Below are 12,843 nucleotides of genomic sequence, written 5' to 3'. Positions count from 1 at the left end.
GGCGAAACCCCCTCAGCTGACATATGGCGGCGGTACCATACGCATATGACTCTCAAGCGCACGACCGTCTACGTCGAAGCCGAGGATCTCGCCGTGATCAAGGAGGCGGCGGCCCGGGAGGGAATAGCGGAGGCGGAGATCATCAGGGAAGGCATCCACCTTGCCGCGATGGCCCGGCGGGTCTGGAACGAGCCGTTCTTCAGCTCCACCTACGAGCCGATCGGGGACGCCACCGAGGAGGACGTCTGGGCGGAGAAGGCCGCTGCTTACGAGCGCACGAAGCACGCCGCGCCCGCTTCGCCCGAGCGGGGCGCCGCATGATCGTGGTGGTGGCGGACACCTCGGGTCTGCTCGCGGCGCTCGACCGCAAACACCCGGTCGGACCGGCGGCACGCGAGGTGCTGGACGGTGCAGGGATGCTGGTGATCTCCCCCGTCCTGCTGAGCGAACTCGACCATCTGGCCCGAAGGCTCCTCGGACCCGCCGCGTCCATGGTCGCGATCGACGACGTGCGGCGCCGGGTGCGATCCGGGCGCGCGGTGCTGCCCGAGATCACTGCCGACACCTTGGACGCCGCTCAGGCCGTCCGGGCCCGGCATCTCGACCTGCGCCTCGACCTCACGGACGCCGTCAACGTAGCGCTGGCTGCAGATTTCCGCACCGACGCGATCCTCACCCTCGATCAGCGCGACTTCCGCGCGGTCAGGCCCCTGACCTCGCACAAGGCCTTCCGGGTCCTGCCCTTCGACCGGTGATCGTCCTCATGGCCCGGGGCGCGCGGTGGTACCGCGCGCCCCGGGTTTCGGCTTTTCGGCTCAGGTGGCGTTGAGGCGGGCGGCGAGGCGGAGGAGGCCGGGGGCGAGGCGGCTGAGGAGGCGGGCGGCCTTGGCCTCGGGGGTGACGGGGACGACGGGGCGGCCGGTGCGGACGGCGGCGAGGATCGCGGTGGCGACCTTCTCCGGCGGGAAGCCCCGGCGGGCGTAGAGGCGGGTGGCGCGGGCCTGCTTGGCGGCCTGTTCGTCGGCCGTGGTGGCGGAGAAGGTGGAGGTGCGGGTGATGTTGGTGTTGACGAGGCCCGGGCAGATGGTGGAGACGCCGATGCCGTGGCCGGCGAGTTCGGCGCGCAGGCAGTCGGAGAGCATGAAGACCGCGGCCTTGCTGGTGGCGTAGGCGGTGAGGGCCTTCGAGGGCAGGTACGCGGCGGCGGAGGAGAGGTTGACGATGTGGCCGCCCTCGCCCCGGTCGGCCATCAGGGTGCCGAAGGCGCGGCAGCCGTGGATGACGCCCCAGAGGTTGACGTCCAGGACCCGCTGCCACTCCTTCTCGGTGGTCTCCAGGAAGGTGCCGGAGTGGCCGATGCCGGCGTTGTTGACGAGCACGTCGGGCACACCGTGCTCGGCGGCGACCTGTTCGGCGAAGGCGTCGACGGCGGCGCCGTCGCTGACGTCGACCCGGTAGGCGTGGGCCTGCGGGCCGATCAGGGCGGCGAGTTCGGCGGTGCGGCGGGCCGCGTCGAGGTCGAGGTCGCAGACCACCACCCGGGCGCCCTCCGCGGCGAAGGCGAGCGCGGTGGCCCGGCCGATGCCGCTGCCGCCGCCGGTGACGACGACGAGCCGGCCGTCGTCGGGGGTGCCGGCCGGGCCGGCGTCCGCCCCGGCCCCGGTGCGGGCGACGTGCTCACGGACCAGTCCGGCCACGGTGGTTCCCTTCTCCAGCAGTGCGGACCAGTGGCTCGCCCGCAGGGTCCGGCGGGTCAGCCTGGGCACCCAGCGCTCCAGGCCCTCGGAGAGGTAGGTGCCGACGTAGTGGTCCTCGGTGAGGGTGATCAGCTGGACCGGCACCTCGGTGGGGCGCTCGCGCGGGTGGCGCAGGGCGGGCCGCATGTTGGCGCGGTAGAGCTCGATGCCGCGCACCGCGTCCCGCCGCAGGGTGGGCTGCGGGTGGTCGGCACGCGGGGTGACGCCCTCCAGGTCGCGCAGCACCCGGGGCCAGGCGCGGGCCAGGCCGAGCCGCCAGACGCCGGGGGCGAGGAAGGGCAGGTGGAAAGCGGTGATGTACCAGGAGTGGGCGCCCTGGGCCAGGAGTTGCCGGAGGTGGCGCGGGGTGGGACGGCGGAGGCGCTCACGCAGCCAGAAGCCCATGTGGTCGAGGCAGGGCCCGGACATCGTGGTGTAGGAGGCGAGACGGCGTTCGGCGCCGGGAGCGGTGACGGCCTCCCAGGACTGCAGCGAGCCCCAGTCGTGGGCGACGACGTGCACCGGGCGGTCGGGGCTGACGGCGTCGGCGACGGCGAACAGGTCGGCGGCGAGCTGCTCCAGGCGGTAGCCGGTGCGGTCGGCGGGGACGCCGGAGGCGCCGGCGCCGCGCACGTCGTAGCGGACCACGTGGTGGTCGCGGGCGAGGTCGGCGGCGACGTCGTCCCAGACCGCGTGGGTGTCGGGGTAGCCGTGGACCAGCAGCACGGTGGGTGCGGCCGGGTCGCCCTGTTCGAAGACCGCGAGCGGGAGGCCGCCGGAGTGGACGGTGCGGGGGCGGGTGGCGCGGGTGCTCATCGGGCGGCTGGCGCGGGTGCTCATCGGGCGGCTCCCTCGGGGGCGGTGGTGGGCGCGGTGCCCGTGGAAGCGGTGGTGGGCGCGGCGCTCGCGGGGGCCGGTTCGCGGTCGGCCGCGGTCCCGGCCGCCCAGCGGCGGACGTGCGGGAGGTCGTCGTCGAGCCAGTAGGCGTCGTCCTCGGTCACCACCAGCAGTTCCTCGAACTTGATGCCGACCTCCCGGAAGCCGATGTGCGGCTCCACCGCCCACAGGCCGGGGGTGGGCGCGTGCCGGGAGGACCGGCCGTCCGCCCAGAGCGGGGAACGGCCGTGCAGGCGCTCGCTGATGAGCTCGCGGCCGAGCGTCTGGAGGGTCCGCACGCCGAAGCCGAGGACGTTCACCCCGGCCGGGCCGCGGGCCGTCGTCCGGGTGACCTGGTGGCCGATCACCCGGCCGGGGTAGACACGGTGGCGGTTGTCGTAGCCGTGCGCCTCGATCTGGGCGTCGACGGCCGCGTACACCTCGGCGAGCGGTTTGCGGGCGCGGACCTCGGCGAGGATCAGCTCGCGGTAGACCTGGAGGTCGGCGGCGAGGCGGTCCCAGACGCGGTTCTCGCCGACCTTGCCGCCGTAGCCGATGTCGGCGGTGTAGCCGTCCACGACGGGGGCGCAGTCCAGCACGTACGGCATGCCCTCCTGGAGGCGGCGGTTGCCGGCGAAGAACTGCAGCGGGGTGTGGAAGTGGCGGAACGCGGTCCGGTCCCCGAACCAGGCGAACGGGATGTGGAAGAAGTCCTGCACGCCGGCGGCGACCAGGCGGCGGCGCAGCTGGGCGGTCGCCTGGCGCTCGGTGACGCCGGGTTCGATCCAGGCGGCGACCTGCTCGGCGCAGTCGTAGGCGAGCTGCTGGGTCTCCCGGAAGCGGGCGAGGTCGCGCTCGGTGAACGGGAAGGCGGGAGTGCGCGGCACGGCGGGGGGCTCCTTCTGGTCCTTGAGCTTGTTCCAGGGGGGTGCTGGGGATCTAGAGGTCCAGCACCAGGGTCTCGCCCGCGGCGGCGCGGGAGACGCAGGGCAGCAGGGCGCCGGCGGCGCGCCGTTCGGGGGTGAGGCGGCGGTCGCGGTGGTCGGGGGTGCCGGCCAGCAGCCGGACCTCGCAGGTGCCGCAGAAGCCCTGTGCGCAGGAGTACGGGAGGTCGGGCCGGGCCTCGCGGAGCACGTCCAGGGCGGAGCGGTCGGCGGGGACCGGCAGTTCGGGGCCGTCGGCGCCGAGGCGCACCGCGAACGGCTCGCCGTCGGTGACCGGGGCGGCGCCGAACCGCTCGAAGTGCAGGGAGACGGCGGGCGAGGCGTCCAGGGCCCGCTGGACGGCGGTGAGCATCGGGGCGGGGCCGCAGCAGTAGACGGCGGCTCCGCGCGGGGCGTGCGCGAGGAGTTCGGCGCCGGTGGGCGGGCCGCCGTGCTCGTCGTCGGCGCGCAGGTGGACCCGGGCGGGGTCGAGCGCGCGCAGTTCGGCGGCGAACGGGAGGGTGTCGGCGCTGCGGCCGGTGTGGACGAGGTGCCAGTCCAGGCCGTTGCGCATGGCCTCCCGGACCATCGGGAGCAGGGGGGTGATGCCGATGCCGCCGGCCAGGAGCAGGACGGCCGGTTCGGCGCAGAAGGCGAAGCCGTTGCGCGGGCGGCGGGCGGCGAGCCGGGTGCCGGGGTGGAGGGTGTCGTGGATCTCCACGGAGCCGCCGCCGCCGTCGGGCAGGCGGCGGACGGCGATGCGGTAGCCGGACCGCTCGGCCGGGTCGGCCGGGTCGGCCGGGTCGCCGCAGAGCGAGTAGTGGCGCTCGCGGCCGGAGGGGAGGGTGAGGCGCAGGTGGGCGCCCGGCTGCCAGGCGGGGAGCGGGCCGCCGGAGGGGTCGGCGAGGGTGAGTTCCACGACGTCGGCGGCGACCTGGCGGCGGGCGGTGACGACCAGTTGCAGCGCCTGGGTGGGCCGGCTGTAGGGGCGGCGCGGGTTGCGGCGCAGCAGCGGGCCGCCGAGGGCGGGGGTGTAGCGGTCGCCGAAGGCGGTGAGGAAGCGGAAGAAGGTGTCGGCGCGCGGGCGGCCGTAGAGGTCGGGGGGCGGGGTGCTCAGGTCCATCCGGCGGGGTCCTCGGTTCCGGTGGCGGCTGACGGCCGGGCGCCGACAGTTGCAAGGTTTCGGGCGGCGATGGGGGCGGGCGGCGGCCCGGGGGTCACCGCCCGGCGGCGGCGCGGGCGGCCGGGGAGGTGGCGAGGTAGCCGAGGGCCTGGCTGGAGGAGCCCTCCTGGGTGGGGTGGTAGCCGGGCCGCAGGTAGCGCAGGCCGGAGCGGATCGACCGGACCGGGTCGGGCAGCAGGCCGCGCCTGGCGATCCGGCCGGTCTCGCGCCAGGTGGGCCTGAGCCGCCCGTCGAGGGTCGGGTCGGCCGCCAGCAGGAAGCGGGCGCCGCGCACCCAGAGGTGGACCAGCAGCGGGCCGGAGACGAGCATGCCGCGGATCCGGCGGGCGTAGCCGGGGTCGAGGTGGACCATCAGGTCGAAGGCGACGCTGCGGTGCTCGACCTCCTCCGCGCCGTGCCAGCGCAGCAGGTCGAGCATCGTCGGGTCGGCCTGGGCGCGGTCCAGGCCGGGCGAGTTGAGCGCCCAGTTCCCGAGGAAGGCGGTGAAGTGCTCGATCGCCGCGACGAACGCGACCCGTTCGACGAGGTTCTCGCGCTGCCGGGCCGGGCTCAGGCCGGGCCGGTCGCCGAGGACGCGCCGGAACAGCCAGGAGACCTGCCGGACGTAGGGGCGCGGGTCGAGGCCCTGGCCGAGCAGGTGGTCCAGGACCTCCTGGTGCGCCTCGGCGTGGATGGCCTCCTGGCCGATGAACCCGAGGACCTCCTCGCGCAGCCGCTCGTCGCGGATCAGCGGGAGGGCCTCCTTGAACACTTTCACGAACCAGCGTTCACCCTCGGGGAGCAGCAGGTGCAGCACGTTGATGACGTGGGTGGCCATCGGCTCGTCGGGGATCCAGTGCAGCGGCAGCCGGCTCCAGTCGAAGCGGACGTCGCGGGGCTCCAGGACGAGGCTCTCGTGCACTCGGGCGGCGGGCGCGGCGAGGGCGGGGACGGGGGCGGAGCTGGGCATGGGAGGGCCCTCCTGACCTGCGGGTGGCGGCTCGACCCGGCAAAACGTACTCGCGGGTAGCGCGCGAGACAAGGGTTTCGGCACGCCTTATCGACATCGAGTCTAATAAGTGACGCGCACCGCGCGGACCACCGCGCGGACCACCGGGAAACGCGCAAGCGCGGAAACACGGAAACGCGAAGACCCCGCCGGAGCGGGGTCCCGTGGCGTGCGGCGGGTCAGACCGCCATCGCGAGCATCAGCGGCGCGGCGCGGGCGGCCAGCAGTTCGGCGGCCGCCTTCAACCGGTGCGCGTCGCCGACCGGCATCGAGGTGGCCAGGCAGCCGACCGTGCTGCCGGCGGTCACCGGGACGGCCGCGCAGACCGTGCCGACGGCGTACTCCTGGATGTCCAGCACCGGCACGGTGGCGGGCTGGCGCTCCAGCCGGTGCATCAGCTGGTCGGTGTCGGTGACCGTCCTGGAGGTCAGCCGGGCCACCGGGTGCCGGGACAGGTGGTCCCGGCGGCCGTCGTGGTCGAGCTGGCCGAGCAGGCACTTGCCGATCGCGCTGGCGTGCGCGGTGGCCCGGAAGTCGACCCACTCCTGAACGGCCGGCGCCAGGTCGGAGGCCGAGACCGCCACCACCGACAACTCCCCGTCGTGGTACCGGCTGAAATACACCGCGGCACCCAACTCCTCGCGCAGTTCGTCGAGTTTGCGGTCCATCCGGGCGCGGACCAGCTGCTCGCGGTTGTGCTGGCCGAGCAGCGCGAAGGTGCCGCCGAGCACCCAGCCGCCGTCCTGGCAGTCGAGATAGCCCTCGACCTCCAGGATCTCGGCGAGCCGGCGGACCGTCGGGAGGCCCAGCGAGGTCTCCCGGGCGAGGGTCACCAGGGTGGCGCCACCGGGGTGCCGGTCGACCGCCTCCAGCAGTCTGAGGGCGTGCCGCAGCGAGGTGAACGGACCGGGCGATCCCTGCTCCGGTACGGCGTGACGGCCCGGGGCTGGTGTCGACATGTCGTCCCCTTCCGATGTCCACCCGCCAGGTGACCCGCGGGTAGGGCCCACCCTATCCACCGCCCGCCGCCACCAGCTCCCCCTCGTGAAATATTGGGGCGGACACGGTGAATCGCTTGACTGGCATATGCCCCGCCGCACACCCGCTCACTCCCGTTCACTCCCGTTCACTCCCGCGCGAACCGCGGAGCCCGACCGCGGAGCGGCGCGGCAGCGCCCCGGTGCCCGGGCGGCCGGCCCCGCAGGCCGGCCGCCCGGGAACGGGGGGTCAGGACTCCTCGGCGGCCCGCAGCTTCGCCACCGCGGCCTCCAGCCGGGCGCCGTACTCCTCGTCGGCCGCGTGGAAGTGGGCGAGGTTCTTCTCGACCACGTCGTCCCGGGTGACCTGGGCCAGCGAGCCGGCCAGGTTGGCGATCAGCCGGCCCCGCTCGCCCTCCGACATCAGCCGGTAGAGCTCCCCGGCCTGGAAGAAGTCGTCGTCCTTGGTGTGCGCCGGGGTGGTGTACGTGCCGGTCCAGCCGGTCAGCTCGGTCGGGGCGGCGAGCGCAGCGTCGGTCTGCGCCGGGCCGTCGTAGGAGTTGGGCTCGTAGTTCCGGCCCCGGCCGGCCGGGTTGAGCGCGCCGAGGCCGTCGCGGCCGTAGTTGGCCGCCTCGGTGGCCCGGGGCGCGTTGACCGGCAGCTGGGTGTGGTTGACGCCGAGGCGGTAGCGCTGGGCGTCGGCGTAGGCGAACAGCCGGCCCTGGAGCATCTTGTCCGGGGACGGGCCGATGCCGGGCACGAAGTTGTTCGGCGAGAACGCGGCCTGCTCGACCTCGGCGAAGACGTTCTCCGGGTTGCGGTTGAGCACCAGCCGGCCGACCTTGACCAGCGGGTGGTCGGCGTGCGGCCACACCTTGGTGAGGTCGAACGGGTTGAAGCGGTAGTCCGCCGCCTCGGCGACCGGCATCAGCTGCACATAGAGCGTCCAGCTCGGGAACACCCCGCGCTCAATGGCCTGGTGGAGGTCGCGCTGGTGGCTGTCGGCGTCGCCGCCGACCGCCTCGGCGGCCTGCCCGGCGTCCAGCGAGCGGATGCCCTGGTTGGTCTTGAAGTGGTACTTCACCCAGAACGCCTCGCCCTGCTCGTTGACCCACTGGTAGGTGTGCGAGCCGTAGCCGTTCATGTGCCGGTACGAGGCGGGGATGCCCCGATCGCCGAACAGCCAGGTGATCTGGTGCGTCGAGGCCGGCGAGTGCGCCCAGAAGTCCCAGACGTTGTCGGCCTCCTGGACACCGGTGAACGGGTCGCGCTTCTGCGAGTGGATGAAGTCCGGGAACTTCAGCGGGTCCTTGATGAAGAAGACCGGGGTGTTGTTGCCGACGAGGTCGTAGTTCCCCTCCTCGGTGTAGAACTTGACCGCGAAGCCGCGCGGGTCGCGGACGGCGTCGTTGGAGCCCAGGTTGCCCGCGACGGTGGAGAAGCGCAGGAACACCTCGGTGCGCTTGCCGACCTCGCCGAGGAACGCGGCGCGGGTGTACCGCGACACCTCGTCGGTGACCTCGAAGTAGCCGTACGCGCCGGAGCCCCGGGCGTGCACGACGCGCTCCGGAATGCGCTCGCGGTTGAACCGGGCGAGCTTCTCCAGCAGGTGCTGGTCCTGGATCAGCAGCGGGCCGTACGCGCCGGCCGAGGCCGAGTTCTGGTTGTCGGCGACCGGGGCGCCGGACTCCGTGGTCAGGGTCTTGGGCATGACGGGTCCTTCGGTGTCGAAAAGGGTCTTGCTTGGAGAGGAATGTGACGTGGCATCAGGAAATGGCACGGGGTGTGGCACCGGGTCCGGCGCGGCGCCGCCGGACCGGATGCCCGGACACGCGAACGCTCAGATGCCGAGCAGTCGCCAGGCGGCCGAGCGGCGGCGGGAGGAGTGCTCGCCGTCGGGGCCGTCGGACGGGCTGAGCCCGGCGACGGCGGCCCGGGCCGCGACCGGCCCGCCCAGCGGACGGGCGGCGGTGAGCTGCGCGGCCTCGGCGGCGGTCAGGCCGGCCCCGGTGAGCGCGGCCGTGGCCTCGGCGGCCGGGACGGCGTCGAACCAGCGCAGGGCGAGGGCGGCCCGGCCGGCCTCGGTGAGACGGCCGGTGATCCGGAGGCGGGCGAGGCCGCCGTCCGGGTGGACGTCGATCCGCACATGGGTCACCGGGCGGCCCGGGGCGAGCCGCAGCCGGTGCCGGGTGTCGGGCTGGAGGCGGGTGCGCGGCAGCAGCGGGAACCAGCCGTCCGCGTCGGCCGCCGGGTCCCCGCCGGCGGAGGCGTCGTAGCCGACCAGGTCGGCCCAGCCGGGGGCATTGGCGACGAAGTGGGTGGTGTCCACCTCGACGGCCAGGGCCTCACCGCCCCCGGCCAGGGCGATCCGCACCCAGTCGTTGGCCTTGTCGCGCCGACGCCGGGTCTCCCAGCCCTCGCCCATGACGGAGGCGCGGCCGGGAGCGTTCAGGTTGTGCGGGGAGGAGTAGTAGCGGTCGGAGGCGGCCTCGGCGACACCGCCGTGCTCCTGGGCCGCCAGGTCGAAGGTGAGGCCGTCCAGTTCGCGCGGGTCGGGCAGGACCTCGCCGTGCACGCGGAGCCGGGCCACCCCGCCGTCGGGGAAGATGTTGAGCCGGACGTGGGTGAACCGGGCCCCGGAGTCGACCGGGAACGCGTGGGCGGTGTCGCCCCGCAGCGGGGTGCGCGGCAGGACCTCGACCCACTCGGCGTCGGCGAGTTCGGCCGGCGAGGGGTGGCCGGGTACCGAGGCGGCCTCGACGGAGGCGCTCTCCGGGTAGTTGCCGGTGAAGTGCGCGGTGTCGACGACCAGTCCGCGGATCACCCCGGCGGCGCCGAGCCGGACCACCGCCCAGTCGTGGTCCTCGTCGGTGGGGTGCGGCTGCCCGGCGCTCGCGCCGCGGCGGCGGCGGGACTCCCAGCCGTCCATGATCTGGCCCTTGTGGCCGAAGGTGTGCGGGCGGAACTCGGCGGGCGCGGCGACCAGCAGGTTCTCGGCGTCCGCGAAGGTGTCCTCGTTGGTGGCGACGACGCCGGCTCCGAGGGCGCGGGAGGCGAGGTTCACCAGCTCGGTGAACGGCGCGCGGGCGGGCTCGGAGCCGGGCTCGGAGCCGGGCCCGGACCTGGGCTCGGGAGCGGGGACCGGGGCCGGGGCGGTACCGGTGGCGGGAACGCTCTGGGCGGGGACCGTGGTCACTGGATCTCCTCGGACGGGGTGCGGGGGCGGGTGAGCTGGACGCCGAACGGTTCGCCGCCCGGGTCGACGACCCGGCCGCGCAGCCAGGTCGTGCGCACGGCGCCCGTGAGCGTCCGGCCCGCGTACGGGGTGACGGGGTTGCGGTGGTGCAGCTCGGCGGCGTGGACGGCGAAGGCGCCGTCGGGGTCGAAGGCCACCAGGTCGGCGTCGTGGCCGACCGCGATGGCGCCCTTGCGCCCGTCGAGGCCGACCAGCCGGGCCGGGCCCTCCGACATCCACCCGACCACCTCGGCCAGGGTCCGGCCGCGCCGCCTGGCCTCGGTCCAGACCGCCGGCAGGCCGAGCTGGAGGGAGGCTATGCCGCCCCAGGCGGCCGCGAAGTCGCCGCTGCCGCCGTGCTCGGGCAGCAGCTTGAGGTCCGGGGTGGAGGGCGAGTGGTCGGACACGACGGCGATGAACTCCCCCGCCGCCAGGGCCTCCCAGAGCGCGTCGCGGTTGGCCTCGTCGCGGATCGGGGGGCAGCACTTGAAGGCGGTGCCGCCGTCCGGTATCCGCTCGGCGGCGAGGGTCAGGTAGTGCGGGCAGGTCTCGGCCGTGACCTCGACGCCGTCCGCCCTGGCCCGGCGCAGCAGGGGCAGGACGGCCGCCGAGGACACGTGCAGGACGTGCACCCGGGCGCCGGTGCGGCGGGCCGCGTCCAGCAGCCGGGCGACGGCGGCGGTCTCCGCACCGGCGGGGCGGGAGGCGAGGAAGTCCCGGTAGTGGACGCCGGGTCGCTGCGGCGCGGCGGCCAGCACGGCCGGGTCCTCGGCGTGGATGATCGCGAGTGCCCCGAGCCGGGCCTGCTCGGCCAGCGCGGCTTCCAGCCCGGTCGCCTCGAGGTGCGGGAACTCGTCGACACCGCTGGGCGCCAGGAAGGACTTGAAGCCGAACACGCCCGCCCGGTGCAGGGGTTCGAGGTCGGCGAGGTTGTCGGGGACGGCGCCGCCCCAGAAGCCGAGGTCGACCCAGGCCTGGCCCTCGGCGGTCTTCCGCTTGGCTTCGAGCCCGGCCGGGGTGGTGGTGGGGGGCACCGAGTTGAGCGGCATGTCGACGATGGTGGTGACGCCGCCGGCGGCGGCGGCCCGGGTGGCGGTGGCGAAGCCCTCCCACTCGGTGCGGCCGGGCTCGTTGACGTGCACGTGGGTGTCGACCAGGCCGGGGAGCAGGGCGGTGTCGCCGAGGTCGGTCACCCGGTGGCCGGCGGCCGGGACGGTGCCGTGGGCGGCGATCCGCTCGATCTTCCCGTCCCGGACCAGCACGTCCGCGGGGCGCTCGCCGTCCGGCAGGACCACCCGGCGGGAGCGGATCACCTCGGTCTCGCTGAGGGGCATGAGGGACCTCCGAAGCCTGATGAGGGGGGCTGGACGAGGGGGCTGGACCAGGGGTGCTGGACGAGGGGTGCGCCGAAGGATGGCCCGGAGCCTAGGCCCGCCTTCAACAAAACGTCAATGGAGGAAAGCACGAGGAGCACGGCGGACGGGCGCCGGGCCCGGACAGGCCGGGAGGCCGGGCCCGGGTGGACCGGGAGGCCGGACCCGGACGGACTCAGCGGCGCAGGAGGTCGGCGGCGAGCCGCTCCCCCGCGACCTCGGCCAGTTCTCCGGCCCTGGTCATGCCCTCGCCCGGCGTGTCGCCCAACTCGCCGAGCGCGTAGGCCGCGACGAAGCCGGCGGACCGCCACTCGCGTTCGGACAGCTCCACCCGCCCCGCGACGGCGGCCACCCGAACCCCCGCCCGGGCAGCCGCCGCGGCGACGCCGGCGGGGGCCTTGCCGTGGAGCGTCTGGGCGTCCAGGCAGCCCTCGCCGGTGACGACGAGGCGTGCCCCACGCACCGCCCCGTCGAAACCCAGCAGGTCGAGCAGCAGCTCGATGCCGGGTCGCATGGTGGCGCCGAGCAGGGCCAGCGCGGCGAAGCCGACCCCGCCCGCGGCCCCGGCGCCGGGGGCCTCCCGGACGTCGCGGCCGACGGCGGCGGCGACCACGTCGGCGAACCGGGTCAGACCTTCCTCCAGGACCAGCAGGTCCTCGCCGCTCGCGCCCTTCTGCGGGCCGTAGACGGCGGCGGCTCCGCGCGGGCCGAGCAGCGGGTTGTCGACGTCGCAGGCGACGACCACCTCGACGCCGTCCATGGTGCGGACCGAGGTGCCGAGGTCGATCCGGGCCAGCCGGCGCAACGCGGCTCCGCCGGGCGGGAGTTCGACGCCGGCGGAGTCGAGCAGCGAGACCCCGAGCGCCTGGAGCATGCCCGCCCCGCCGTCGGTGCCGGCGCTGCCGCCGAGGCCGAGGACGATCCGCCGGGCCCCCTGGGCGACGGCCCTGGCGATCAGCTGGCCGACGCCGTAGGAGCCGGCCGTGAGCGGGGCGGTCCGCCCGCCCGGGAGCCGGGCCAGGCCGGACGCCTGCGCCAGCTCGACCACGGCGGTGGTGCCCCGGACGGCGAGCGCGGCGTCCACCGGCAGGCCGGTGGGGCCGGCCACCTTGGCGGCGACCCTGGTGAAACCGGCCGCGACGGCGGCGGCCAGGGTGCCTTCGCCGCCGTCGGCGACGGGCAGTTCGCGCACCTCGGTGCCGGGTACGGCCCGGCGGATGCCGGCGGCGATCCGGGCGGCGGCCTCGGCGCCCTCGAGGGTGCCCTTGAACTTGTCGGGAGCTACGACCACATGGCCCTGGTGGGGGGTGGCGGGCATGGCGTGGGCCTCACTTCCGGGCTGGTCTGGCACTGGTTCGTCAAGCATGGGCCCGGGCGGCCCGGGAGCGGCTCCCTCCCCGCCGTTCCCCTCGCCCGCTTCCGACGTACGAGGGGCTCCCCTCGGTGAGGGAGGGAGCCGGTGCGACGCGCCGGGTGCACGACCGAAGTGCCCCGTGAGGGTGGGCGCGTCGCAGCCTGGTCGGGGGGGGGGGGGGGGGGGGGGCGCCCCCCC

The 12,843-nt window shown here is 75.1% G+C and carries 10 protein-coding genes and 1 pseudogene; 2 read left to right on the top strand and 9 right to left on the bottom strand.

Features of this window, described 5'->3' with window-relative positions:
- Positions 1-45: 45 nt before the first annotated feature.
- Together SM793_RS31540 and SM793_RS31535 are read left to right on the top strand one after the other, a co-directional pair.
- Positions 46-321, top strand: a complete 276-nt coding sequence (locus tag SM793_RS31540) for a CopG family transcriptional regulator (RefSeq protein ID WP_320441734.1) — start codon at positions 46-48, stop codon at positions 319-321.
- Positions 318-755: a PIN domain-containing protein gene (locus SM793_RS31535; RefSeq protein ID WP_320441733.1), complete on the top strand. Its 438-nt coding sequence runs from the start codon at positions 318-320 to the stop codon at positions 753-755. Before SM793_RS31540 ends, SM793_RS31535 begins: the two co-directional genes overlap by 4 nt.
- Before the next feature lie 60 nt (positions 756-815).
- Here SM793_RS31535 and SM793_RS31530 read toward each other — a convergent pair whose 3' ends face one another.
- From SM793_RS31530 to SM793_RS31490, 9 genes and pseudogenes are all read right to left on the bottom strand, one after another.
- The gene (locus SM793_RS31530; RefSeq protein ID WP_320441732.1) at positions 816-2,576 is read right to left on the bottom strand and encodes an SDR family oxidoreductase; all 1,761 of its coding nucleotides are present in this window, start codon (positions 2,574-2,576) and stop codon (positions 816-818) included.
- Positions 2,573-3,499, bottom strand: a complete 927-nt coding sequence (locus SM793_RS31525; RefSeq protein ID WP_320441731.1) for a M24 family metallopeptidase — start codon at positions 3,497-3,499, stop codon at positions 2,573-2,575. The genes SM793_RS31530 and SM793_RS31525 overlap by 4 nt, the downstream gene beginning before the upstream one ends.
- Before the next feature lie 52 nt (positions 3,500-3,551).
- Positions 3,552-4,658, bottom strand: coding sequence for a PDR/VanB family oxidoreductase (locus SM793_RS31520; RefSeq protein ID WP_320441730.1), 1,107 nt, complete (start codon positions 4,656-4,658; stop codon positions 3,552-3,554).
- 94 nt (positions 4,659-4,752) lie between these two features.
- Positions 4,753-5,667 (bottom strand): metal-dependent hydrolase, encoded by a 915-nt coding sequence (locus tag SM793_RS31515; RefSeq protein WP_320441729.1) that lies wholly within the window; start codon positions 5,665-5,667, stop codon positions 4,753-4,755.
- A gap of 218 nt (positions 5,668-5,885) precedes the next feature.
- On the bottom strand, positions 5,886-6,665 hold the full coding sequence (locus SM793_RS31510; protein WP_320441728.1) for an IclR family transcriptional regulator: 780 nt from the start codon (positions 6,663-6,665) through the stop codon (positions 5,886-5,888).
- A gap of 268 nt (positions 6,666-6,933) precedes the next feature.
- Positions 6,934-8,394 carry a catalase gene (locus tag SM793_RS31505; protein WP_320441727.1) on the bottom strand — a complete coding sequence of 487 codons (1,461 nt, stop codon included), beginning with the start codon at positions 8,392-8,394 and terminating at the stop codon, positions 6,934-6,936.
- A gap of 342 nt (positions 8,395-8,736) precedes the next feature.
- Positions 8,737-9,879, bottom strand: a pseudogene (gene alc / locus SM793_RS31500) (allantoicase); the annotation flags it as partial.
- The gene (gene allB / locus SM793_RS31495) at positions 9,876-11,252 is read right to left on the bottom strand and encodes an allantoinase AllB (protein WP_320441726.1); all 1,377 of its coding nucleotides are present in this window, start codon (positions 11,250-11,252) and stop codon (positions 9,876-9,878) included. The pseudogene alc and the gene allB, both read right to left, overlap by 4 nt.
- 214 nt (positions 11,253-11,466) lie before the next feature.
- Positions 11,467-12,609: a glycerate kinase gene (locus SM793_RS31490; RefSeq protein ID WP_320441725.1), complete on the bottom strand. Its 1,143-nt coding sequence runs from the start codon at positions 12,607-12,609 to the stop codon at positions 11,467-11,469.
- Positions 12,610-12,843: the final 234 nt, after the last annotated feature.

Source organism: Kitasatospora purpeofusca (assembly GCF_034043715.1).
Taxonomy (GTDB): domain Bacteria; phylum Actinomycetota; class Actinomycetes; order Streptomycetales; family Streptomycetaceae; genus Kitasatospora; species Kitasatospora purpeofusca_A.
The sequence above is the reverse complement of the archived record's forward strand: the minus strand, read 5'-3'. Positions and strand labels throughout refer to the sequence as shown.